Genomic DNA, 21,249 nt, shown 5'->3' on the forward strand with positions numbered 1-21,249 from the left:
CCACCCCCCAGGTCATGCCTTCGACAGGGGGCAACAGTCATGCCGGGCCCGGAGGCCAGCGGCCCCGTTGCGGAGCCGCGGAAAACATAACGGGGCTGCTCGGGGCGCGGGCGAGCGGCGCGTACCCGGGCGCCGAGGGCCGAAACGGCCGCCGCCGCTCAGCGCGGCGGCGCACCCAGCAGGCTGTCCCCGATCCGCTCCAGCAGCTCGGCCGGGCCCCGGTACACCTCGGCGGCGCCCGCCTCGCGCAGCTCCCGCTCGCTGATCCCGCCGGACAGCACGCCCAGGCAGGGCACCCCGGCGCGGCGGCACGCCGTCACATCCCAGACGGTGTCACCCACGAACACCGCCCGGTCGGCCGCCACCCCGGCCCGCCGCAGCGCCTGCTCCACCAGGTCGGGCGCCGGTTTGCTGCCGGCCACGTCGTCGGAGCTGGTCGCGTCCGCTACGACGTCCTCGGCGTCCAGCGCCCGGCGCATCGCCGCCAGCTCAGCGCCCTGCGCCGAACTGGCCAGCACCACCGTCCAGCCGCGCCGCCTGCACTCCCGCAGCAGGTCGGCTGCGCCTTCCAGCGGGGCCAGGCGGGTCCAGTACTCCCCGTACAGGGCGCGGTGCGCCGCCGTGATCGCGGCGTCCTGCTCGCGGTCGCGGTCCTCGCCCAGCAGCCGGCCGATCAGCCGGTCGGACCCCATGCCGATCGTCCGGTGGATGTCCGCCATCGGCACCGGTCTGCCCGACTGCCGGAACGCCTCCCACCAGGTCACGGCGTGCAGATAGTTGGTGTCCACCAGGGTGCCGTCCACATCGAGCAGCGCCGCCGCGCCGCCGCTCTTCTCCGCCATCCCGACCTCCAGCCATCCCGCCATCCCGACCCCCCGGGCCACGCCCGAGTGCCCGCCCCGGACCGCTGCCCGCTGTCCGGCCGCGCACACCCGGCGGCGCGGGGCTGCGCGAGAACGCCGTACTCCGTACAGCGCCGAGTGGGCGATGGCCCGTGCCTCGGGTGGCGGCTCGGGTGGGGGCCGTGGCTCAGGGTCGGGCCGGGGCGGGGTCCGGTGGGGCCGCCGTTGCCGCCACCGGGCGTTGCCCGGCCGCTGCCAGCCGGCCCCAGAGCAGGTCGGCGAGCGAGCGGACCATCGCCTCGCGGGAGCAGGGCCGCCGGTCCAGCCACCAGTCGCCGGCCGCCAGCACCATCCCGGTGATGCCGCGTCCCCAGGTCTCGGCCAGCAGATCGGCCTGCGGGCCCAGGTCGACCTGGAGGCGGATGGCGGCGGCGAGCTCGTCCGCGATCCGCTGGAGCGCGGGTGCCAGCGGGCCGCCCGGCCCGAGGCCGTCGCCCGCCTCCGGGTGGGTGAGGAACCGGTACACCTGCGGCCGGGACTCGATCGCCGCCAGATAGGTGTCCAGCACTGCCTCCACCAGGTCGCGGCGCTCCAGCGGCCGGGCCAGCGCGGCCCGTACGGCGGCGAGCAGCCCGGCGGTGTGGCGTTCGGCCAGGGCCTGGTAGAGGCCGTGCTTGTCGCTGAAGTGCCGGTACAGGATGGGCTTGGTGATGCCCGCCTCGGCCGCGATGGCGTTCATGCTCGCGCCGGGGCCGTCCCGCCAGATCACCCGGTCGGCGGCGTCCAGCAGCTGCTCCCGGCGCTGCCCCGGCTGTCCCGCTGTGCCGTCGGCCATCGCGCTCCTCCCTCGCCGTGCCCCCGGCCGGGGGCGTTGACATTCCTACTGCCCGGTAACAGACTCTTCCAGAGAGAGGTTACCCCCGGTAACACCATGGCATTCGGATTCACCGGAGCAGAAGATGACCTTCACGCTGGAGCTCAGCGAGGACCAGATCGCCGTCCGCGACTGGCTGCACGGCTTCGCGGCCGATGTCGTCCGGCCGGCCGCCGCCGAGTGGGACGAGCGCGAGGAGACGCCCTGGCCGATCATCCAGGAGGCCGCCAGGCTCGGCATCTACTCGCTGGACTTCTACGCCCAGCAGTACTTCGACCCCTCCGGGCTGGGCATCCCGATCGCCATGGAGGAGCTGTTCTGGGGCGACGCGGGCATCGGGCTGGCCATCGTCGGCACCACCCTGGCCGCCGTCAGCGTGCTGGCCAACGGCACCGAGGAGCAGATCGGCACCTGGGTGCCGCAGATGTTCGGCACTCCGGAGGACGTCAAGGTCGCCGCCTTCTGCTCCTCCGAGCCGGACGCCGGCTCCGATGTCTCCGCGATGCGCACCCGGGCCGTCCACGACCAGGCCAAGGACGAGTGGCTGCTCAACGGCACCAAGACCTGGGCCACCAACGGCGGCATCGCGGGCGTCCACGTCGTGGTCGCCACCGTCGACCCGGCCTTGGGCGCACGCGGCCAGGCGTCCTTCGTCGTCCCGCCGGGCACCCCCGGCCTCAGCCAGGGGCAGAAGTTCAAGAAGCACGGCATCCGCGCCTCGCACACCGCCGAGGTGGTGCTGGACGACGTCCGGCTGCCGGGCCACTGCCTGCTCGGCGGCAAGGAGAAGCTGGACGAGCGCCTGGCCAGGGCCCGCGAGCGCGCCGCCGCCCAGGCCGGGGGCGGTGCCCGGCAGCGCGGCGGGAACGCCGCCATGGCCACCTTCGAGGCGTCCCGCCCGGCCGTCGGCGCCCAGGCGGTGGGCATCGCCCGCGCCGCGTACGAGGTGGCGCTCGACTACGCCAGGACCCGCGTCCAGTTCGGCCGGCCGATCATCGACAACCAGGGCATCGCCTTCGCCCTCGCCGACATGCGCACCCGGATCGACGCCGCCCGGCTGCTGGTCTGGCGCGCCTCCTGGATGGCCGCCGACAACAAGCCCTTCACCGCCGCCGAGGGCTCGATGTCCAAGCTGTACGCGGGCGAGACCGCCAAGTGGGTCACCGGCCAGGCGATGCAGATCCTCGGCGGCAACGGCTTCACCCGGGAGTACCCGGTGGAGCGCATGCACCGCGACGCCGCCGTCTACACCGTCTTCGAGGGCACCTCGGAGATCCAGCGCCTGGTGATCGCCCGCACCCTCTCCGGCCTGCACATCCGCTGAGCCCGCCGCGGCTGAGTTCGCCCCGCCTGGGCCCGCCCCCCGACCGGCGCCCCTCCCGCGTGCGGGGGAGGGGCGCCCCGGAGCGCCCCCGTGGGCCCGGTGCTCACGGCCGCCAGCGCCGCCGCGCGGTCCGCCGCTCGTACGGCTGCGGGTCCGGGTAACTGATCAGCTCCAGCGTGGACCCCCACGGCGTACGGCAGTACAGGAACCGGTTGCGCGGGCCCGACTCCCGCTCGGGCAGCGGACGCGGCTCGCCCAGCAGCGTCGCCCCGGCCCCGGCCAGCCGTGCGGCGGCGGCGTCCAGGTCGTCCACGTACACCGCCAGATGCTGCCAGCCCAGATCGCAGGGCAGCGCGGCCGGGTCCTGCCGGGGGCCCCGGAACTCGAACAGCTCCAGCCCGGGTCCGTTCGGCAGCCGCAGCATCCGGATCGCCACCTCCGCGGTACCGGCCGGCACGCCGAGCCGCGCCTCCACCCCGGCCCCGCCCTTGGGACCCTCCTCGCGCCGCAGCGTGTCGTACAGCACCTCGGCGTCCAGCGCCCGCACCAGGAACGCCGTCGCGGCATCGAGGTCCGGGACGGTCACCCCGACATGGTCGATGCCCCGCACCCCCGCCGGCCCGGACGCCCGCTCAGCCACCACCCGCCCCCGCCCGCCGCACATCGTGCACCAGCGCATCCGTCACCAGCCGTGCCTGCCCGGCCAGCTCCTGCAACCGCTCGCCCTCGGCCGCGTAGAGCCGCAGTGCCTCCTCGACGACGGCCGGGTCCATCGCCAGGCCCGCCAGGTCCACCCGGGCCGACCGCGAGCCCTTGCGCAGCGCCACCAGTTCCGCCTCCACCTGGAGCAGCGCCTGCCGGGCCAGCAGCACCGGCTGTCGGTGCAGCAGCGGATGGCGGCCGTACTGGGCCGGCAGCAACTCCCACAGCCAGCGCTGCGCCTCCTCCTGCCACCCCGGCGTGCCCGGCGGCAGCACCCGGGCGGGCCAGCCGGGCGGGACACCGGTGCGCGGGCGGGCGTCGTCCGTCATCCCTCCACCGTGGACCCGGCGCCCGCCGACCGCCACCCGGCGGGTATCCGGGCAGCCGCCGGGTAGGCGGCCCAGCAGGCAGCAACACCGACCAGCGCAGGAGGAGTGACGACATGAAGAGCCCCGCACCGTACGAACCGGACGCCCCCCGCCGGGCCGCCGTCGGTACGGTGCCCCCGGTCCCGATGCCCGGACCGCCCCGGCCCGGCCCGACCCACCCCGACCCGGTGCCGCCCAAGCCGACGCCGCCCCCCGGACCGGGCCCGCTGCCCGGCCCCGAGCCGGTGCCCGGCCCGTCCCGCCCGGGTCCCGTCCCGGACCCCGAGCCGGAGCCCGCGCCCGAACCGCCGCCCCCGTCGATGGGTTGACGCCCGGCGAGGCATCGCGGGTGCGGCCCGCTGACCCGGTCACGCGGGCAGCGGGCCGCACCGTACGTCTGGTTCAATAGGGCCATGGACACCACCTCGAACGGAGCATCGGGTCGCCGCGACCTTGAGCCGTTCTGGCCGTCCCGGCAGTACCACCACTTCGACCAGAAGTGTCCCCGCGCACTGGGCGCGCGCGGACACCGTCACGGCTGACCCGGAGCAGAGCCTCCCGGTCGGCCCGGCTGTCCGGACCGCGCGCAGACGACGTACCGCATCCGTCCCCCTCGCGCGAAGGAACCGCTGCCATGTCGATCGCCTCCACCCTGCCGGTGACCCCTGCCACCCCCACCGTCCCCCGACTGCGCGCCGTGCGCCCGGACAGCTCGGACGGTTCGGACGGCTCGGACACCCGAAGCCCCGCCGCCGAACCCGTCCGGCCGCTCTTCCCCGACCAGCTGCCGGAGGGCGCCGTACTCGCCGCCCTGCCGCAGGCCGCGCTGCCCGCCCAGCTGCTGGAGCAGTACGGCGGTGCGGCCGCCCAGCGGCACGGCGCCCCGATGGTCGGCTACCTGGTGCTGCTGCCCGCCGGCAGCCCGCCGCCGCCCGGCGCCCGGCAGATCCGCGCCGCCGACAGCCCCCTGGCCGACAGCCCCCTGGCCGGCAGTCCCCTGGCCGGCAGCTCCCTGGCCGGCAATCCCCTGACCGACAGTCGCGCCGAGCACAGTGGAGACACCCCCGCCGCCGACCCCGCCGCCGCCGAGGACGCCGTCGGCATCACGGTGGATCTGGACCGCCGCACCGCCCATGTCGACGGCCGGCCACTGGACCTGACCTTCCTGGAGTTCGAACTGCTCGCCCACCTGACGGCGCATCCGCACCGGGTGCACTCCCGTGACCACCTGGTCTCGGCGGTGTGGGGCTACGGACACGTCGGCGACGGCCGCACCGTGGACGTCCATGTCGCCCGGCTGCGCCGCAAGCTCGGCACCGCGCACCGCGACAGCATCGTGACGGTGCGCCGGGTCGGCTACAAGTACGCGCCGCTCACGCGCGGCTGAACCGCCGTACGACACCGGCGGGCACCCCGCCGGCCGCCGCGCCCGGCCCCGACCCGGGCACGGCGGCCGGTGCGCCGCCGCCACCGCCGCTCAGCGCTCGGCGTCCGGTGGCTGCCGCCTGCGCTGCTCGGCGCTGGTGGCACCGCCGGCGGTCTCCGGTGCGACGGCGCCCCGGGCGTCCTGCCGACCGCGCTGGTACGCCTCGATCTGGCTGCGGGTGGCCTCGGTCTGCCCCTCGGCCGAGGTCAGCCAGCGCTCCCAGCGCTGCTGCATGGGCCGGATCATGCCGCCGCCCACGCCGACGATCAGGATGCCGGCCAGCGAGGCCAGCACGGCGATCAGCACCGGCATGGTGACCGTGATCGCCACCCCGATCTGGTTGAGCGCCGCGATGAGGCCCAGGCCGATGATGAACACCGACGCGATCATGGCGAGCGGCTTGGCGTACGGGAGGGTGCCCAGCGCGCCCCGGATCAGAGTGCGCGCGCCGGAGGCGATGGCCGCCATCACGATCACGATGACCACCGCGACGGCCAGCTTCGGCAGCCAGGAGAGCGCGCCCTTGAGCAGCAGGCTGATCGGGTTGTTGCCGAACACCGAGAAGGCGATCTGCAGGGTGATCAGCAGCAGTGCGTAGTAGACCAGCTTGGCGATGATCTCGGTGGCGCTCCAGGTGCTCCGCTCCAGCGCCCTGGCGATGCCGGCCCGCTCGGCCACCCGCTCGAAGCCGACCCGTCCGAGCACGGCGCCCACCGCCTTGGCCACGATCCGCGCGATGACCCAGCCGATGACCAGGATGACCAGGAAGGCCACGAACTTGGGGACGAAGGTCGCCACCGCGCTCCAGGCGTTGGAGATCCCTCCGGTGACGTCCACCGCTGCCAGCGTGGTGGTGTTGAGCATGGCGTCCTCCTCGGACCGCGCGGATCGCATCAGGTGAGCGGTGGGTACCCGTCCGCCCTCTGCGACATTCCCGGCAATGCAGACATTCGTTCTAAAGGGGGCTGGGGACGGGTGTGAGCAGAGACACCCGTACGAGGGGGTTTGGGGCGGTATCCGCGTCATTAGGGTGGACGAATGCCCCACGAGAGCTACTCGCCGGCCCCGCTTGCCTGGCTGGCCTCCGTCTACGGCCCCGAGCTGACCCGCCTGGAGTGGGAGCCGGGACTGCTCGCCGCCGTCGACCAGCACGCCGCGGCCGTGTGCGACGCGATACCGCTGGACGCCGAGCACCTCGCCGACTACGTGGTCGGCTTCCTGGACGAGCTGTACGACCAGGGCTGGCGGCCGCACGACCCCGACCTCTTCCCCGCCGTCCGGCTGATCACCCTCTGCTGGATCGCGGTCGAGGCGGGCTTCCTCCCGGCGGGCGACTCCCGGCCCTGATCGGCCCCGGAGGTCCCTGGCACGGCGGCGGAGGTCCCTGGCACGGCGGCGGAGGTCCCTGGCACGGCGGCAGGGGCCCCTTGCGCGCTGACTGGTCCCCTTCGGGCAAGACATGGGTGAATTGAGTCGATTCGATCCGTTTCGTGCGCCATGTGGGGGTAATGCGACCCGTGAACGGAAAGGGGTCAGGCATGATCACCAGACAGCAGATCACCGAGGTGCTCGACCACCCGGTCTACGACGCCGACGGCAACAAGATCGGCGAGGCCAAGCACGTCTTCCTCGACGACGCCAGCGGCCGCCCCGAGTGGGTGAGTGTGCGCACCGGGCTGTTCGGAAGCAGCGAGTCGTTCGTGCCCATCCACGACGCCACCGTGGTGGAGGATCACCTGCAGGTCGCCTATCCCAAGGACAAGGTCAAGGACGCCCCGAACGTCGACGTCGACGCCGGCGGCCACCTCTCGGAGCGGGAGGAGCACCGGCTCTACGACTACTACGGGATCGACCTGGACGCCACCTGGGCGCAGTCCAGCCGCTCCGGCGAGGGCGACTGGGTGTCCGGTACGAAGTCGGGCACCGGCAGGGGCACGGCGGCGGGCACGGCCATGGGCACCGGCACCGCCATGGGCGCGGCGGGCACCGAGACCGGCAAGGGCGTCAAGGGCAAGCGCGGCACGGCGGGCGCCGCCGGGGTCGCGGACACCGGGTACGCCGCCCCGGCCGACACCGGCCTGCGGCGGGGCGGGCGGGAGGGCGACCGGGCCACCGCCGGCGAGCCGATGACCCGCTCGGAGCAGCGGCTGCGGGTCAGCACCGAGCGGCACGAGACCGGCCGCGCCCGGCTGCGCAAGTACGTGGTCACCGAAGAGGAGCAGATGACCGTCCCGGTGCGGCACGAGACGGTCCGGATCGAGCGGGAGCCGATCACCGACGCCAACCGCGACAAGGCCATGGCGGGCCCGGAGCTCTCCGAGGCCGAGCAGGAGGTCGTGCTGCACGACGAGCAGGCGGTCACCAGCGTGGAGACGGTGCCGGTGGAGCTGGTCCGGCTGACGACCGAGGAGCACGTCGAGCAGGAGACCGTCAGCGGCCAGGTGCGCAAGGAGCGCATCGAGGCGGAGACGCCGGACCAGGGCCGCACCACCCTGGAGTGACGGCACGGGTGACGGCGGTCGGCCCGCACGGGCCGCCTGCCGGAGCCGTGGGTCGGCGGCCGCGGGACCCCCTTCGGGGTGGGACCGCGGCCGCCGCCGTGCGTCGGCGCCCTCAGCGGCGTACGGGCGCTCAGTAGGGGCGGGCCTGCTTGGCGAAGGCGGGGTTCAGCCGGGACTGCTCCGACTTGGGGAAGGCGACGGTGTCGGGGTCGCCGTCGGAGGTGTAGCGGTTGGCCGGGCTCTGCGCCATCTTGTCCAGCCAGCTGGTGGAGCCGAACTCCGCCTCCTCGCCGGTCGCCGCCTCGGAGCGGATGCGCGGGATCGCCGTCGGGTCGAAGGAGGCGGCGAAGGGGGAGACCGAGGGGTTGGCGCCGACCAGGTAGACGCCGCGGTGGTGGTAGGAGACGCCGCCCGAGGCGCCCTGGACGGCCAGCGAGCCGGGCTTGGGCATCGATCCGAAGGGCAGCGCCAGCGAGACCACATTGGCGTTGGGGAGGATCTGCTTGATGCCCTTGAGGTCGTCCGCGATCTCGTGCTCCACCTCGGCCTCGCCCAGGCCGCGCAGGTTGGCGTGGTCCAGGGTGTGGTTGCCGACCTCGAAGCCGTGCGCGGCCAGCCAGGTCAGGGCGGCCTTGCTGCCGGTGGCGGAGAAGGGGTCGCCGTTGACGAAGAAGGTCGCGGTGGCGCGGAAGCCGGGGTGGCGGCTGGCGACGTCCAGCAGGATGCCCAGCGAGGTGTTCGGGTCGGGCTTGCCGTCGGAGCCCAGCTTGACCTGGCTGTTGGTGGAGTCGTCGAAGGTCAGTACGACCGGGTGGGCGCCCGCCGGGATGTCGATCCGCCCGCTGGTGAACTCGGCGGCCGTGATCGGCACGTACCCCTCGCGGGCCAGCCGCTCCAGCTCGGCGCGGAAGTCGGCCGGGGTCCGGTCGTAGACGCTCGCCGGGTGCTCGCTGAGCTGGTGGTACATCAGGACCGGGACGGCGCCCAGCTCGTTGGCGTGCACGGCGGCGGGGTCCTTGGCGGCGCCGGCGGCGGGCGACCGGAGGTCGCCGGCCGGGCGGGCGGCCGCGCCGGTGGCCGCCGGGCCGCCGGTCCCGGCGGGTCCGCCTCCCGAGCACGAGGTGGCCAGCAGACCGACGAGCAGGGCGGACAGGACTGGTACGGAGCGACGCACGGAACCTCCCGGGTGGTGACGGACAGCCAAGACGTTGCCTCCGGGCCGGGGGTCACAACCGTTCTGCCGCCGAACGGCGCAAGGAATGCCCGCTGCCGGGTGTGCCGGGGGAACCGGCCGGTCCGTCCGGGTGATATGCGGCAATTAACAGGATTATCCGACCTTATTTGGTCAATCTCTCATCGACGGTCAGTCATCGATCAAGTTGGTGTCGAATGTCTCCTGCATCCGCAAGCCGGGCCGACGCGACCCGGAAACGCTCCTTTCTGCGCACCCGCAAGGGCCGGCTGGCGCTCGCCGCCGGGGTCGTGGTCGCCTGCGGGGCGGCCGGCGCCTTCACGGTCCAGGCGCTCACGCCGGAACTGACGGTCCGCGGGCTGAGCGGCGGTTCGGTGCTGAACGCCGCGCACGCCAAGTCGCTGGCCATGTCCGTCACCGCCGACGACACCTCGCTGCTGCGCAGCCTGCGGGTCACCCTCGACGGCCGACCGGTGCCCACCCGGCTGAACGGCGACCGGCTGGAGATCCAGCCCCCCGCGCTGGCCGACGGCAAGCACCGGCTCTCCGTCGAGGGCAGCGGCGGATCGATCCCGTTCACCAGCCCCCGGGCCAGCCGCACCTTCACCGTCGACACCTCCCCGCCCGTCCTGCGGCTCGGCCCCGCCCAGGCCGCCAGCCTGCACGCGCCGGTGACCGTCCGGGGCCGGGCCAGCGGTGCCCGCCAGATCGAGGTCAACGGCCGCAAGACCGACATCGGCGCCGACGGGACGTTCGAGGTCACCGTCCAGAACCCGCCGCCGGTCATCAAGGTCACCGCCACCGACCGGGCGGGCAACGTCGCCACCGGTACGGTGCAGGCGGTCGTCAAGCACCCGCTGATGCGCGCCGCGCACCTGACCGCCATCGGCTGGACCTCCGACAGCCTGCGCGAGGGCGTGCTCGACCTGATCCGGCAGAAGAAGCTCAACGCCGTCGAACTGGACATCAAGGACGAGGACGGCGAGATCGGGTACGCCAGCAAGGTGCCGCTGGCCCGGCGGATCGGCGCCGCCAAGGGCTACTACGACGCCCGCCAGGCCATCGAGGCGATCCACAAGCTGGGCGCGCAGGTCATCGGCCGCATCGTCGCCTTCCGCGACCCGATCCTGGCCAACGCCGCCTGGCAGGGCGACCACCGCTCCTCCGTGGTGCAGACCCCCGGCGGCGACCCCTACGGCGGCGGCAACTACGGCTCGCTGGCCTTCACCAACTTCGCCGACACCACGGTGCGCCGCTACAACATCGACCTGGCGTCCGAGGCCGCCTCGCTGGGCTTCGACGACATCCTGTACGACTATGTGCGGCGCCCCGACGGCCCGCTCTCCGGGATGAAGTTCGAGGGCCTGGGCAGCGACACGCCCGAGCAGAGCATCGCCGGCTTCGTGGCCGAGACCCGCGCCGTCGTCCGGCCCAAGGGCGCCTTCCTCGGCGTCTCGGTGTTCGGCGTGGCGGCCAGCCGGCCCAAGGAGATCGCCCAGGACATCGGGCTGCTGGCCCAGCAGGCCGACTACATCGCGCCGATGGTCTACCCCTCCCACTGGGGTCCCGGCGAGTACAAGGTGGCCGACCCCAACGCCCAGCCGTACGACATCGTGCAGCGCTCGCTGGCGGACTTCGCCCGCAAGACCAAGGGCAGCGAGGCCCAGGTGATGCCCTGGCTCCAGGACTTCTCGCTGGGCGTCCACTACGGGCCGCAGGAGGTCCACGAGGAGATCCGCGCCGCCGCCGACGACGGCATGCAGTCCTTCCTGCTGTGGAACGCCGGCGCCAAGTACCAGGGCGACGCACTGGCCGTCATGCACTGACCTCCACCGTACGGCCCCCACCGTACGGCCCCCGCAGCACAGCGGCCCCGCCCGGAAGCTCCCGGGCGGGGCCGACGCGCGGCCGGTGGGGTCAGGTCAGCAGATAGCCGTTGCCGCCGTCGTGCCCGTCCGCGTGCTCCTCGTCGAACCAGTGGCCGCCCTCGGCCAGGTAGCGGAAGCCGAACCGGGACTTGGCCGGCAGCGCGACCGTCACCGCACGCGAACCGTCCGGGCGCGGCTCCAGCGGGTGGGCGCCGGGCTGCCAGTCGTTGAAGTCGCCGACCACGCTCACCTCGGTGTGCGGATGGTCGGCGGGCAGGACGAAGGTGACCTCAGTGCGGTTCTTGCGCTTGGTTCGCTCCAGCACGGCTGTCGGCTCCTCGCGGGGTGGGGTAAGGGTCGAAGCGATCCTCGCCCCGGCCGGCGCCCGGCGGCCCGATGGCGGGGCCGTCCCCGCCGCGACTCACCCGACCGGCCGCCGCACGACCGGCGGATGGGGGAGCATGAGCGGATGGAGGAGCGTACGCACCGGGCCGCGGTGTGGGTGGTGGCCGGCGCCCCGGGGGCCGGCAAGTCCACCGTGGCCGAACTGCTGCTGGCCGGCCTGCGGCCGGTTCCGGCGCTGCTGGACAAGGACACCCTGTTCGCCGGGTTCGTCGGCGAGGTGCAGACCGGGCACGGCAGGCCGCCGGGCGAGCGGGAGGGGCCCTGGTACGACGCCCATGTCAAGGTCCATGAGTACGCCGGGATGACCGCCGCCGCCCGGCAGGTCCGCGCGGCCGGCTGCCCCGTCCTGCTGGTCGCCCCCTTCACCGGGCAGATCCGCGACCCGGACCACTGGCACCGCTGGGCGGCCGAACTCGGCGGCGACCCGGTACGGCTGGTCTGGGTGCGCTCCGACGCCGCCACCCTGGCCGCCCGGCTGCGTGCCCGCCGCAGCCCGCGCGACACCGGAAAGCTGGCCGACTTCGCCGCCTTCGTCGCCCGTACCCGCCCCGGGGAGCCGCCGCCCGTGCCGCACCACGAGATCGACAACCGGGCAGGCGCCCCGGCCGCGGCGGCGCAGGTCGACGCGCTGCTCCGGCGGCGGTGAGCTGCCGGGCCGGTCCTCATCCGGCCCGGTGCCGCCGCCGGTGGGCGCGGTGCCGCTCCTCCAGCAGGCGGCGCTCCTCCAGCAGTTGGCGGCCCACCAGCGCGCCGCCGAAGACCACCACCCCCGCGCCGATCAGCCAGGACTGCACGATCAGCACGGTGCCCACCGGGCCGTAGCTCACCGCGTTGGAGACGATCAGCGGCGCGAAGACCAGCGAGGAGAAGACCCGCAGCCCCACCAGCCCCACCACGGTCGCCGCCGACCCCGGCAGCAGCGACCGCCAGGACTGCCGGCCGCCGAGCAGGAAACGCTGGCTCCACCAGAAGAACAGCACCGCGCTCAGCAGCGTCGCCGCCACCCGCACCCACCCCAGCCGGTGCAGCACCGCGGCGCTCTGCACATCCGCGAACAGATACCCGGTCAGCACCGCCAGCCAGACGATCCGCCGCCACGCCGAGTGCCACGGACCGGCCGACATGTCCCACACCCGCTCGTACCCGGTCTGCACCACCGACGCGAAGGAGAGCCCGAACACCGCCAGCGCCACCACACTGAACGCACTGGTCGTACTGAGCACCCGCCGGGGCGCCGCGAAGAGCCGCTGCACCGCCGCCGCCGACCGCCCCGAGATCCCCATCCCGTCCACCACCCACTGCGCGAAGCCGTGCCGCCCCACCGGGTCCGCCGCCGCCACCACGATCAGCAGCGGCACCAGCGTGACCAGCCCCAGCGCCGCGAAGCTCAGCGCCCGGTGCATCAGCTCCAGCTCACCGCCGCGCCGCCAGCCGCGCCGCACCCCCGAGCGGTGCCAGGTCAGATGCAGCCGCCGATACCAGCGCGGCTGCGGCATCCCCGGTCCCGCCGGGCCGGCACCGGGCAGGGCGGACCGCCGCCCGCCCCGGCTAGGCATGCGGACGGGCCCGCTCCCGGATGGAGCGCACCAGCGCGTCGGTGACCAGCCGCAACTGCCGGTCGACCTCGCGCAGCCGCCCGCCCTCGACGGCGTACACCTCAAGGGTCCGGTCGACGGTGGTCGGGTCCATCCCGGCCTCGGCCAGGTCCCGGCGGGTGGTGGCCCAGCCGTGCCGCAGCCCGGCGACCTGGGCCCGCAGCTGGAGATCGGCCTGCCGGGCCAGCAGCAGCGGCTGACGGTGGAAGACGTCGTACTCCGCCCAGGCCGGGGGCAGCAGCGTCCACAGCCAGCGCACCGCCGACTCCTGCCAGCCCGCCGCCCCCGGCGGCCGCACCGCGTCCGGCCAGCCGGGCGGTACCGGATCGCGGGGCCGCTCGTCGCTCACCCCTCAAGCGTGCGGCGCCGCACCGCGTTCCGCGAGCGGGACGCCACCGTGGCGGGCGGGCGGGTGGGCACCGCGCCGGGTTCGGCGGTGCCCACCCCGGGCGCCGGCGGCGGACGGCGATCGGGCCCGTTCACAGCCTGGGCCCGTTCACGGTTCGAGCGGCGTCACAGCTTGAGCCGTACCCCGTACTCCCGCAGCCAGGTGTTGAGCTCCAGCACCATTTCGGCCGTGCCCCGCACCGAGTCCGGGTCGCCCTCGGCGGCGGCCACCCGCTGCGCGGCGGAGGCGTCCAGCAGCGCGTGCACGGGGGCGGACGGGTCGGCGAGCACCTGGGACAGCTGGCCCCACAGCGCGCGGGCGTAGCGCGGGTCCTGGGTGGAGGGGTACGGGCTCTTGACCCGCTCCGCGACGGCGGTCGGCAGCACATCGCGGGCGGCCGCCCGCAGCAGGCTCTTCTCCCGGCCGTCGAAGGTCTTCATCGACCAGGGGGTGTTGAAGACGTACTGGACCAGCCGGTGGTCGCAGAAGGGGACGCGCACCTCAAGGCCGGTGGCCATGCTCATCCGGTCCTTGCGGTCCAGCAGCAGCTGCACGAAGCGGGTCAGGTGCAGGTAGCAGATCTCCCGCATCCGCCGCTCGTGGGCGTCGGCGGCGGGCAGGTGCGGCACCTCGGCCAGCGCCTCGCGGTAGCGGGCGTCGCGGTAGCCGGGCAGGTCGAGGTCGGCCAGCAGCCCGGGGTCCAGCAGCGCCTCGCGGGAGCCGCCGTCCCGGCCGGTGAAGCCCTGGAGCGCGGCCACCCACGGGAAGGTGTCGGCGCCGACCGTCGCCGGGTCGTGGAACCAGCGGTACCCGCCGAAGACCTCGTCGGCGGACTCGCCGGACAGCGCCACCGTGGAGTGCTCCCGGATGGCCCGGAACAGCAGGTACAGCGAGGTGTCGCCGTCGCCCAGGCCGACCGGCAGGTCCCGGGCGCGCAGCACCGCGTCCCGGTTGCCCGGGTCCATCAGGGCGGCGGTGTCCAGCACGATGTCCCGGTGGTCCGCCGCCGCGTGCTCGGCCATGGCGTGCGCGTACGGGGCGTCGGGGGTGGGGCGCAGCGCGTCGGCGGTGAAGTGCTCGGTGTGGCCGACGAAGTCGACGGAGAAGGAGCGCACCGGCCCCCGGCCCTGCCCGCGCAGCCCCTGGGCGGCCAGTGCGGTGATCACGCTGGAGTCCAGGCCGCCGGAGAGCAGGGTGCACAGCGGCACGTCCGCGATCAGCTGCCGGGTGACGATGTCGTCCAGCAGCGAGCGGACGGTGGCGACGGTGGTGTCCAGGTCGTCGGTGTGCTCCCGGGCCTCCAGCGACCAGTAGCGCTGGTCGGTGAGGCCGGCGCGGTTCACCCGTATGGTGTGGCCGGGCCGCACCTCGCGCATGCCGGACCAGCCGGCCTCGCCGGGGGTCTTGGCGACGGCCAGCAGCTCGCGCAGCCCGCCCGCGTCGACCACCGGCTCCACCGAGGGGTGGGCCAGGATCGCCTTGGGCTCGGAGCCGAACAGCACGCCGGAGGGGAGCGGGTAGTAGTACAGCGGCTTGATGCCCATCCGGTCGCGGACCAGGAGCAGTTCCTCGGTGCGCGGGTCCCACAGGGCGAAGGCGTACATCCCGTTCAGCCGGGCGGTGAAGTCGGCGCCCCAGGCCAGGTAGGCGTGCAGCACGACCTCGGTGTCGCTGTCGGTGCGGAAGCGGTGGCCCAGCGCCTCCAGCTCGCGGCGCAGCTCGCGGTAGTTGTACACCTCGCCGCTGTAGGTGGTGACCAGCACCTCCCGCTGGTCCTCGGCGACGGCCATCGGCTGGCGGCCGCCCTCCAGGTCGATCACGGCCAGCCGCCGGTGGCCCAGGGCGGCGTGCGGAGCGATCCAGACCCCCTCGGCGTCCGGGCCGCGGCATTCCATGGTCCGGGTCATGGCGGCCAGCGTGCGCTGCTGGTCCGACAGATCCCGGTCGTACGCGATCCAACCGGTGATCCCGCACATGTGGCACCTCCTGTGTCGCGTTCCCGCCGCCGTCCCCGGGCGGCGCTCGTCGCACGCTACGCACCGTTCGTGTGCGGTCACAACAGCCGCATTCCGGCCACCGGGGCCACCTCGTGCGGGCGGTGGTCAGCGGCCTCGGCGGTAGCGGTCCCAGGCTTCCTCCAGGGAGTCCACGGCGCCGGTGTCGGCGCCGCGTGCCAGCAGCCGGGATCGGCATTTCTCCAGGTCGGCGGGGCCTTCGGGCCAGTCGGGGTCATCCAGTACGGTCCGGGCCAGGTCGCCGAGCGGGCCGTGGATCTGCGCGTACGAGACGAGCCAGGCCCGGAAGTTCTTGTGCTGCTGATGGTCCATGGGCCGATCCCTACCCGCTGCGGTGTCCGGCGTGGTCGACGGCCGGCGGCAATCCGTCCGAAGGGGCGCTTCCTCAATTGGTTCAGACCATTGACGCGCTCATTCCGCTTCTTCTACGGTGTGACCACCCCGACACCTGCCGCATCCATGCCAAGTGCATCCAGGAGGCACCATGCCCAGGCGTCACTCCCTCCGCCGCGCGCCGCTGCTCGCGGCCCTGGCGGCCGCCGTCCTCGCCGCCCCGCTGGCCACCGCCTCGTCGGCCGGCGCGCACGGCTACATCACCACCCCGCCCAGCCGGCAGGACCTCTGCGCCCTGCGGGCCGTCACCAACTGCGGCGACATCCAGTGGGAGCCGCAGAGCGTCGAGGGCCCCAAGGGCTTCCCGGCGTCCGGCCCCGCCGACGGCACCATCTGCGCGGGCGGCAACGACCGCTTCTCCCAGCTGGATGACCCGCGCGGCGGCAACTGGCCGACCACCGCGCTCACCGGGGGCCAGCAGTACACCTTCAACTGGCACTTCACCGCGCGGCACGCCACCACCTCGTTCCGCTACTTCATCACCAAGTCCGGCTGGAACCCCAACCAGCCGCTGACCCGCAACGCCCTGGAGGCCACCCCCTTCCTCACCGTGCTCTACCACGGCGCCCAGCCGGCCGGTGACATCAGCCAGACCGCGACCATCCCGACCGGCCGGTCCGGGCACCAGGTGATCCTGGCCGTCTGGGACATCGCCGACACCGGCAACGCCTTCTACTCCTGCTCCGACGTTACTCTCTGAGCCTCTCCCCCCGGCAGGCCCTTCCCGTCCGCGACCACCACCCTGTCCCGCCCGGCGCGCTTGGCCCGGTACAGGGCCCGGTCGGCGCGGCCGAGAAGGGCCTGCGCCGTCTCGGTGCCGTCCCAGCGGGCGACGCCCGCCGACAGCGTCTGCCCGAGCGGGGTGTGCCGGCGCAGCCGGTCGACCAGCGCGGCGGCCCCGGTGGCGTTCAGCCCCACGGTGAGGACCCCGAACTCCTCCCCGCCGTAGCGGGCGAGCAGGTCGCCGGGGCGCAGCTGCCGCTGCCAGGCGGCGGCGGCACCGCGCAGCAGCCGGTCGCCGGCCGGGTGGCCGTGGGCGTCGTTGAACCGCTTGAACCGGTCGAGGTCCAGCAGGGCGACGCAGACCGGCGCCCCGGTGCGCGCGGCCTCCGCCAGCTGCCGGGCCACCTCGCCGTCCCAGGCGCGGCGGTTGGGTATGCCGGTCAGCCCGTCGCTGCTGGCGAGCGCGGCCAGCTGGTCCGCCCGCCCCTGCACCTGCGCGGTGAGGTACGACACCCGGGTCAGCACCAGGAGGAAGAGCACGGCGGAGCCGATGCTGACCGCCAGCCAGTCGATCCGGCACCGGCCGCTGGCCCCCTCCGCGAACAGCACGGCGGGTGCCAGCAGCGCGGCGCCGGTGAGCAGCGTCAGCCGGCGCCGGGTGAGCGCCGCCTCCGGGCCGGGGGGTGCTCCGGCGAGCGTACGCATGCTGGGGTGCAGCGCCGCCGCCGTCCACAGCAGCGCGGCGGCCGGTCCGCCCAGCTCCAGCGGGCGGGGGACGGCGCGGCCGGCGGTGGTCAGCGCGGCGAGCGCGGCGTCGGCGAGCAGCAGCAGCACCAGCGAGGCGGTGAGCAGCCGCAGCGCGGTCGGGCGCGGTCCGGGGCGGCCGAGCAGTCGCAGCACCAGGGCCAGCACCACCAGGTCGGCCAGCGGGCAGGCGGGCGAGAGCAGCCGGGGGAGCAGGCCGTCGGGGTGGTCGGCGGTGGCCGGTTCGATCAGGTAGATCCAGGCGAGCAGCGCGAGCCCGCTCGTCAGCAGGGCGCCGTCCAGCAGCGCGCCCCGGTCGCCGCCCGGCCCGCGCCGCCGGGTCAGCAGATGGACGGCGGCGGCCAGCATCGGGTAGGCGCCGAGGTAGCAGACCTCGGCGGGGGAGGGGACCGGCGCCCGGTGCAGGACGTCCACGCAGATCCGGTACCCGAGGTCGCCGCAGGTCAGCAGCAGCTGCCCGGTGGCCAGCAGATACCAGGGCGTGCGGACGGCGGGCCGGTGCACCCGCACCCCGACCACGACGGCCGCCGCACAGCCGAGGTCCAGCAGGGCGTACAGCGCGTCGGCGCCGGGCCCGGCCGGCAGCGCCAGGTAGCCGCAGCCGCCGAGCGTCCCGGCCGCCAGCCAGAGCACCCAGCCGGCCGGCCGCCCCCGCGCCCCCGCACCCGGCGGGGCCGGCGACCGCTTCTCCATCCGCTCCCTTCCCTCCCCCTGCCGACTGCTGTGACCTGGCCACTCCCGCGACCCGGCCACTGCGTCGGCCTGACCACTGCGGCGACCCTCCCCTTATAGCCACTTCGATCACCACCGGGCAGGCGTTCGGCGGTTTCCGCGCACGAAACGCCACTTCCGGAACGAGGTGTCGCGTTTCGGCCGACCCGCGCGCAGCCCGCAAAGCAACACCCCTTGTGTAGATTTCATGAAGTAGGTACGTTTCGTTGCCTACCACCCGGCGGGCCGCCGGACCCCACCCGCATCGGGTGAGCGCAACCGGTCGCCATCCCGACCGCCACGGTCCGACCCGCTGGGCGCCACCGCCATCCCGGTCCGGGCGCGACCCGGCCGCCGTGCCCGGACGCCGAGCCGTCCCCGCACGTGCCTCTCCCGGTGCCGGGGACGGCGAGGAGCAAGGGAGCATGACGTGGCACATCCAGGACCCCTGCCGGAGCCGACTCCGGACCACCGCCGCCCCGGCAGCCCGCAGGAGGGCATGCCCCCGGCCCACTGCCCGCACTGGCCGGGAGCGGTCTGCCCGCCCGCCTCGCCCGGCTTCGAGCAGTCCGCCAAGGACTGGCTGTTCGAACTGGCCCCGGCCCGCTGGTGGCACGAGGAGATGCTGCACCGCTACCCGGTCGAGCTGGCCCGGATGGTCCGGCTGCGGCTGGAGGCGGATGTGATGGCCATGCACGCCGGGCTGCGGGCGGTCACCCGGTCGGTACTGCCCCGGGGGCCGGTGCCCGCCCCGGTCCCGCAGGCGTCCGAGCTCTACGCCCGGGAACGGGAGTGGGCCAGCGCCATGCTGGAGCAGGTCAAGCTGGTCGAGGGCGCCCTGCGGACGGCCTGCGCCCGCACCCGGCGCCGCCGCCCGTCCGCCGCCGGCCCGGCGCATCCGACGATGCCCAGGCAGCGCCCGGCCACCGGCTGACCGGGCGCGCCCGGCGCCGCATGGCCGCCGGGCGGCCGGGTAGCAGCACCCGCATGAACGACCGCGACGACCAGCACGAGAACCCCGAGCGCGCCGAGCAGACTGAGCGCGCCGAGCAGACCGAGCGCGCCGAGCAGGACGAGCGGTTGGAGCAGACCGAGCGGTTGGAGCAGGACGTCAACCCGGAGCAGGCCGCCTTCGAGGCCGCCGAGCGCGAGCGGGAGCGGTCGCGTCCCTTCAGCTACCCCTATCCGGAGCGCCGCCCCGGGGTCCGGGCGGTCCGCCGGGTCAGCTCCGAGCAGGCCGACGCGGACATGCCACCCGGCACCTCGGGCAGCTATGGAACCACCGGCGGCACCGGCGTGGGCACCGGCTCCCAGGACCCGCTGGACGACGCCGAGTACGCGGACACCGTCGGCGGCGCCGGCACCGCGCCCACCGACCAGGACCGGGAGTCCGACCGCGACAAGCCCTGACCCGGCCTCCCACCTGCGCGTCCGCCCGAGCCGGCCGCCCGGCGCGGGCGCTGCCGGCGTCCGGACCGCAGCGGCGATGCCCCCGCCCGGTCACTCTCCGAGGTCACCGGTCCCCATGGGCGCCGCCCGTCGCCCCGGCGGCTTGTCCGCGACCGCACCGCCAGGTCCCCGTAGTACGGTGGCCGCACCGCCGCCCGCTCCGCCCGGCCGGCCCGCCCGGCATCCCCGCGCGGCCCCGCCGCCCCCGCCGCACCATTCGACCGTACGGGCGTCGGACCGCAGACTCCGTCGCGAGCTGCCGCGCCACGCCCGGGAAACAGGAACGACCCGCGTGGAACCCCTGGAAGCCCCCGACCCCGACACCGTCCTGCGGCTGCGTGACGTCGACCTGTGGCGTCATACGCCCAGCGGCCGCCACACCCTGCTGACGGGCATCGACTGGGAAGTGCGCCGGGGCGAGCGCTGGGCGCTGCTCGGCCACAACGGGGCCGGCAAGAGCACCGTGCTCTCGCTCGCCGGAGCCGTCCAGCACCCCAGCAGCGGCACCGTCGACGTGCTGGGCCGCCGCCTGGGCCGCGCCGACCTGCGGGACCTGCGCGCGGAGGTCGGCCATGTCTCGGCCGCCACCCGCATCCCCGAACGGCTCACGGTGCGGGACTACGTGTTCACCGGCATCACCGGCACCGTGCTGCCGCTGCCTCGCAAGTACGGCCCGGCGGAGCGCCGGCGGGCGCTGGAGTGCGCCGACCTGATGGGCCTGGGCCCGCTCGCCGAGCAGGAGATGCTGCACTGCTCCCAGGGCGAGCAGAGCCGCGCCCGGATCGCCCGCGCGCTGGTCCCGCAGCCCCGCCTGCTGCTGCTGGACGAGCCGGGGGCGGCGCTGGACCTGCCCTCCCGGGAGCAGCTGATCGACGCCCTGGACACCCTCGCCGCCGACCGGCCGGAACTGGCCATGGTGCTGGTCACCCACCACCTGGAGGAGCTGCCCGCCTCCTTCGGCCATGCGCTGCTGCTCCGCCGGGGCGGCACCGTCGCCAGCGGTCCGGCCGCCGCCACCCTCACCTCCGCGCGGCTGAGCAGCTGCTTCGGGATGCCGCTGGAGGTCTCCCGGCAGGACGGCCGCTGGCAGGCCCGGCTGGTGGCCCGCCGCCGCCCGGACGCCTGCTGGACCCTCTGACCCCTGCCGGTCCGCAGTCCGACCCCCGGCGGGACGCCACCGGTCCCGCCGTCCCCCCGTGCACCATGCCGGAGACATGGCAGCATGCTGCCCGTCCCCGGTCGGATTCAGGAGTATTTCGCATGATTTCCCCAACGGCGTACTGGTGTGCCAGCGCCGCAGCCCAGGAGTCGGCAGAGCAGCGCACCTTCGCCCTCGGCGGCCAGTACGCCGAGTCGGTCGAGGCGGCGCTGGAGTGGCTGCGCGCCCGGATCGCGCAGATCGCCGAGCAGTTGGACCCGCCCGCCTCGGAGACGGTCACCGACTGGTTACGCGAGCCCGCGCAGTACGCCGAAGGGCTGGCCGCGCTGCGCTCCGGACGCAGCGTCCGGGTCGACCTCTTACAGGACGACATCTGCTACACGGTACGGGTCCGGGTGGTGCGCGGCGCCGCGTCGTCCGCGCCGTGGTCCACGCCCGGCGCGACCCTGACGGCCGACCGCCGCCCGCAGCCGTGGTCCGCCGCCGGGGCGGCGCTCCGCGAGGCCCGCAGGCGCGGCTGACCGGCCACCCGTACGGGTGACGTGCGGG

At 74.7% G+C, this 21,249-nt stretch carries 24 protein-coding genes; 12 read left to right on the forward strand and 12 right to left on the reverse strand.

The features are described from left to right. Positions 1-158: 158 nt before the first annotated feature. Positions 159-842, reverse strand: a complete 684-nt coding sequence (locus tag ACIQGZ_RS16395; RefSeq protein WP_402602390.1) for an HAD family hydrolase — start codon at positions 840-842, stop codon at positions 159-161. A 187-nt stretch (positions 843-1,029) separates the two neighbouring features. Further along, positions 1,030-1,677, reverse strand: coding sequence for a TetR family transcriptional regulator (locus ACIQGZ_RS16400; RefSeq protein WP_402602391.1), 648 nt, complete (start codon positions 1,675-1,677; stop codon positions 1,030-1,032). 124 nt (positions 1,678-1,801) lie between these two features. On the opposite strand from ACIQGZ_RS16400, the gene ACIQGZ_RS16405 reads away from it, so the two are divergent. Then, a complete protein-coding gene (locus tag ACIQGZ_RS16405; protein ID WP_402602393.1) occupies positions 1,802-3,040 on the forward strand; it encodes an acyl-CoA dehydrogenase family protein in 1,239 nt (412 codons plus the stop codon). Positions 3,041-3,143: 103 nt separating this feature from the next. Here ACIQGZ_RS16405 and ACIQGZ_RS16410 read toward each other — a convergent pair whose 3' ends face one another. Both ACIQGZ_RS16410 and ACIQGZ_RS16415 read right to left on the reverse strand, forming a co-directional pair. Continuing rightward, positions 3,144-3,704 carry a VOC family protein gene (locus ACIQGZ_RS16410; RefSeq protein ID WP_402602394.1) on the reverse strand — a complete coding sequence of 187 codons (561 nt, stop codon included), beginning with the start codon at positions 3,702-3,704 and terminating at the stop codon, positions 3,144-3,146. Then, entirely contained in the window at positions 3,673-4,071 is a 399-nt protein-coding gene (locus ACIQGZ_RS16415) for a hypothetical protein (RefSeq protein ID WP_402602395.1), read from the reverse strand. The genes ACIQGZ_RS16410 and ACIQGZ_RS16415 overlap by 32 nt, the downstream gene beginning before the upstream one ends. Before the next feature lie 113 nt (positions 4,072-4,184). Between ACIQGZ_RS16415 and ACIQGZ_RS16420 the strand changes: the two genes are divergently transcribed. Both ACIQGZ_RS16420 and ACIQGZ_RS16425 read left to right on the forward strand, forming a co-directional pair. Continuing rightward, on the forward strand, positions 4,185-4,439 hold the full coding sequence (locus tag ACIQGZ_RS16420) for a hypothetical protein (protein ID WP_402602396.1): 255 nt from the start codon (positions 4,185-4,187) through the stop codon (positions 4,437-4,439). Positions 4,440-4,744: 305 nt separating this feature from the next. Beyond that, positions 4,745-5,497 carry a winged helix-turn-helix domain-containing protein gene (locus ACIQGZ_RS16425; RefSeq protein ID WP_402602398.1) on the forward strand — a complete coding sequence of 251 codons (753 nt, stop codon included), beginning with the start codon at positions 4,745-4,747 and terminating at the stop codon, positions 5,495-5,497. Between the two features lie 90 nt (positions 5,498-5,587). On the opposite strand, the gene ACIQGZ_RS16430 is transcribed toward ACIQGZ_RS16425, so the two are convergent. Then, positions 5,588-6,430: a hypothetical protein gene (locus ACIQGZ_RS16430; RefSeq protein ID WP_402602400.1), complete on the reverse strand. Its 843-nt coding sequence runs from the start codon at positions 6,428-6,430 to the stop codon at positions 5,588-5,590. A 144-nt stretch (positions 6,431-6,574) separates the two neighbouring features. Between ACIQGZ_RS16430 and ACIQGZ_RS16435 the strand changes: the two genes are divergently transcribed. Continuing rightward, on the forward strand, positions 6,575-6,883 hold the full coding sequence (locus ACIQGZ_RS16435; protein WP_402602402.1) for a DUF6401 family natural product biosynthesis protein: 309 nt from the start codon (positions 6,575-6,577) through the stop codon (positions 6,881-6,883). A 191-nt stretch (positions 6,884-7,074) separates the two neighbouring features. Further along, positions 7,075-8,037 (forward strand): DUF2382 domain-containing protein, encoded by a 963-nt coding sequence (locus ACIQGZ_RS16440; RefSeq protein ID WP_402602404.1) that lies wholly within the window; start codon positions 7,075-7,077, stop codon positions 8,035-8,037. 130 nt (positions 8,038-8,167) lie between these two features. Here the strand turns inward: ACIQGZ_RS16440 and ACIQGZ_RS16445 are convergent, their stop codons facing one another. Further along, the gene (locus ACIQGZ_RS16445) at positions 8,168-9,211 is read right to left on the reverse strand and encodes a polysaccharide deacetylase family protein (RefSeq protein WP_402602405.1); all 1,044 of its coding nucleotides are present in this window, start codon (positions 9,209-9,211) and stop codon (positions 8,168-8,170) included. A 215-nt stretch (positions 9,212-9,426) separates the two neighbouring features. On the opposite strand from ACIQGZ_RS16445, the gene ACIQGZ_RS16450 reads away from it, so the two are divergent. Continuing rightward, the gene (locus ACIQGZ_RS16450; RefSeq protein ID WP_402602407.1) at positions 9,427-11,055 is read left to right on the forward strand and encodes a putative glycoside hydrolase; all 1,629 of its coding nucleotides are present in this window, start codon (positions 9,427-9,429) and stop codon (positions 11,053-11,055) included. A 91-nt stretch (positions 11,056-11,146) separates the two neighbouring features. Here the strand turns inward: ACIQGZ_RS16450 and ACIQGZ_RS16455 are convergent, their stop codons facing one another. Next, positions 11,147-11,422 (reverse strand): isoamylase early set domain-containing protein, encoded by a 276-nt coding sequence (locus tag ACIQGZ_RS16455; protein ID WP_402602408.1) that lies wholly within the window; start codon positions 11,420-11,422, stop codon positions 11,147-11,149. Positions 11,423-11,566: 144 nt separating this feature from the next. Here ACIQGZ_RS16455 and ACIQGZ_RS16460 point away from each other — a divergent pair, with 144 nt between their 5' ends. After that, on the forward strand, positions 11,567-12,148 hold the full coding sequence (locus ACIQGZ_RS16460; protein ID WP_402602410.1) for an AAA family ATPase: 582 nt from the start codon (positions 11,567-11,569) through the stop codon (positions 12,146-12,148). Between the two features lie 16 nt (positions 12,149-12,164). Here the strand turns inward: ACIQGZ_RS16460 and ACIQGZ_RS16465 are convergent, their stop codons facing one another. The 4 genes from ACIQGZ_RS16465 to ACIQGZ_RS16480 all read right to left on the reverse strand — a co-directional run bounded on the left by ACIQGZ_RS16465 (position 12,165) and on the right by ACIQGZ_RS16480 (position 15,812). Next, positions 12,165-12,998, reverse strand: a complete 834-nt coding sequence (locus ACIQGZ_RS16465; protein WP_402602412.1) for a ribonuclease BN — start codon at positions 12,996-12,998, stop codon at positions 12,165-12,167. 52 nt (positions 12,999-13,050) lie between these two features. Beyond that, the gene (locus tag ACIQGZ_RS16470; protein WP_402602413.1) at positions 13,051-13,446 is read right to left on the reverse strand and encodes a hypothetical protein; all 396 of its coding nucleotides are present in this window, start codon (positions 13,444-13,446) and stop codon (positions 13,051-13,053) included. Between the two features lie 164 nt (positions 13,447-13,610). Then, entirely contained in the window at positions 13,611-15,461 is a 1,851-nt protein-coding gene (asnB, locus tag ACIQGZ_RS16475; protein WP_402602415.1) for an asparagine synthase (glutamine-hydrolyzing), read from the reverse strand. 126 nt (positions 15,462-15,587) lie between these two features. Then, positions 15,588-15,812 (reverse strand): YozE family protein, encoded by a 225-nt coding sequence (locus ACIQGZ_RS16480; RefSeq protein WP_402602416.1) that lies wholly within the window; start codon positions 15,810-15,812, stop codon positions 15,588-15,590. A gap of 172 nt (positions 15,813-15,984) precedes the next feature. Between ACIQGZ_RS16480 and ACIQGZ_RS16485 the strand changes: the two genes are divergently transcribed. Next, the gene (locus ACIQGZ_RS16485; protein WP_402602418.1) at positions 15,985-16,593 is read left to right on the forward strand and encodes a lytic polysaccharide monooxygenase; all 609 of its coding nucleotides are present in this window, start codon (positions 15,985-15,987) and stop codon (positions 16,591-16,593) included. On the opposite strand, the gene ACIQGZ_RS16490 is transcribed toward ACIQGZ_RS16485, so the two are convergent. Beyond that, positions 16,566-18,074 (reverse strand): GGDEF domain-containing protein, encoded by a 1,509-nt coding sequence (locus ACIQGZ_RS16490; protein WP_402602420.1) that lies wholly within the window; start codon positions 18,072-18,074, stop codon positions 16,566-16,568. The two genes, ACIQGZ_RS16485 and ACIQGZ_RS16490, sit on opposite strands and share 28 nt — an antisense overlap. A 448-nt stretch (positions 18,075-18,522) precedes the next feature. Here ACIQGZ_RS16490 and ACIQGZ_RS16495 point away from each other — a divergent pair, with 448 nt between their 5' ends. The 4 genes from ACIQGZ_RS16495 to ACIQGZ_RS16510 all read left to right on the forward strand — a co-directional run bounded on the left by ACIQGZ_RS16495 (position 18,523) and on the right by ACIQGZ_RS16510 (position 21,221). Further along, entirely contained in the window at positions 18,523-19,026 is a 504-nt protein-coding gene (locus tag ACIQGZ_RS16495; protein WP_402602422.1) for a hypothetical protein, read from the forward strand. Positions 19,027-19,079: 53 nt separating this feature from the next. After that, positions 19,080-19,502: a hypothetical protein gene (locus ACIQGZ_RS16500; RefSeq protein WP_402602424.1), complete on the forward strand. Its 423-nt coding sequence runs from the start codon at positions 19,080-19,082 to the stop codon at positions 19,500-19,502. A 340-nt stretch (positions 19,503-19,842) separates the two neighbouring features. Next, positions 19,843-20,679: an ABC transporter ATP-binding protein gene (locus ACIQGZ_RS16505; protein ID WP_402602817.1), complete on the forward strand. Its 837-nt coding sequence runs from the start codon at positions 19,843-19,845 to the stop codon at positions 20,677-20,679. Positions 20,680-20,801: 122 nt separating this feature from the next. Further along, positions 20,802-21,221, forward strand: coding sequence for a hypothetical protein (locus ACIQGZ_RS16510; protein ID WP_402602426.1), 420 nt, complete (start codon positions 20,802-20,804; stop codon positions 21,219-21,221). Positions 21,222-21,249 lie beyond the last annotated feature (28 nt).

Source organism: Streptomyces sp. NPDC092296 (assembly GCF_044755465.1).
Classification (GTDB): Bacteria; Actinomycetota; Actinomycetes; order Streptomycetales; family Streptomycetaceae; genus Peterkaempfera.

Bases quoted from the DNA above. Each gene is read 5' to 3' on its own strand.
- ACIQGZ_RS16430 (WP_402602400.1), bottom strand. From the start codon at position 6,430: ATGCGATCCGCGCGGTCCGAGGAGGACGCCATGCTCAACACCACCACG.
- ACIQGZ_RS16425 (WP_402602398.1), top strand. From the start codon at position 4,745: ATGTCGATCGCCTCCACCCTGCCGGTGACCCCTGCCACCCCCACCGTC.
- ACIQGZ_RS16450 (WP_402602407.1), top strand. From the start codon at position 9,427: ATGTCTCCTGCATCCGCAAGCCGGGCCGACGCGACCCGGAAACGCTCC.
- ACIQGZ_RS16435 (WP_402602402.1), top strand. From the start codon at position 6,575: ATGCCCCACGAGAGCTACTCGCCGGCCCCGCTTGCCTGGCTGGCCTCC.
- ACIQGZ_RS16405 (WP_402602393.1), top strand. From the start codon at position 1,802: ATGACCTTCACGCTGGAGCTCAGCGAGGACCAGATCGCCGTCCGCGAC.
- ACIQGZ_RS16400 (WP_402602391.1), bottom strand. From the start codon at position 1,677: ATGGCCGACGGCACAGCGGGACAGCCGGGGCAGCGCCGGGAGCAGCTG.
- ACIQGZ_RS16440 (WP_402602404.1), top strand. From the start codon at position 7,075: ATGATCACCAGACAGCAGATCACCGAGGTGCTCGACCACCCGGTCTAC.
- ACIQGZ_RS16510 (WP_402602426.1), top strand. From the start codon at position 20,802: ATGATTTCCCCAACGGCGTACTGGTGTGCCAGCGCCGCAGCCCAGGAG.
- ACIQGZ_RS16490 (WP_402602420.1), bottom strand. From the start codon at position 18,074: ATGGAGAAGCGGTCGCCGGCCCCGCCGGGTGCGGGGGCGCGGGGGCGG.
- ACIQGZ_RS16460 (WP_402602410.1), top strand. From the start codon at position 11,567: ATGGAGGAGCGTACGCACCGGGCCGCGGTGTGGGTGGTGGCCGGCGCC.
- ACIQGZ_RS16410 (WP_402602394.1), bottom strand. From the start codon at position 3,704: ATGTGCGGCGGGCGGGGGCGGGTGGTGGCTGAGCGGGCGTCCGGGCCG.
- ACIQGZ_RS16485 (WP_402602418.1), top strand. From the start codon at position 15,985: ATGCCCAGGCGTCACTCCCTCCGCCGCGCGCCGCTGCTCGCGGCCCTG.
- ACIQGZ_RS16395 (WP_402602390.1), bottom strand. From the start codon at position 842: ATGGCGGAGAAGAGCGGCGGCGCGGCGGCGCTGCTCGATGTGGACGGC.
- asnB (WP_402602415.1), bottom strand. From the start codon at position 15,461: ATGTGCGGGATCACCGGTTGGATCGCGTACGACCGGGATCTGTCGGAC.
- ACIQGZ_RS16480 (WP_402602416.1), bottom strand. From the start codon at position 15,812: ATGGACCATCAGCAGCACAAGAACTTCCGGGCCTGGCTCGTCTCGTAC.
- ACIQGZ_RS16500 (WP_402602424.1), top strand. From the start codon at position 19,080: ATGAACGACCGCGACGACCAGCACGAGAACCCCGAGCGCGCCGAGCAG.
- ACIQGZ_RS16465 (WP_402602412.1), bottom strand. From the start codon at position 12,998: ATGCCGCAGCCGCGCTGGTATCGGCGGCTGCATCTGACCTGGCACCGC.
- ACIQGZ_RS16415 (WP_402602395.1), bottom strand. From the start codon at position 4,071: ATGACGGACGACGCCCGCCCGCGCACCGGTGTCCCGCCCGGCTGGCCC.
- ACIQGZ_RS16420 (WP_402602396.1), top strand. From the start codon at position 4,185: ATGAAGAGCCCCGCACCGTACGAACCGGACGCCCCCCGCCGGGCCGCC.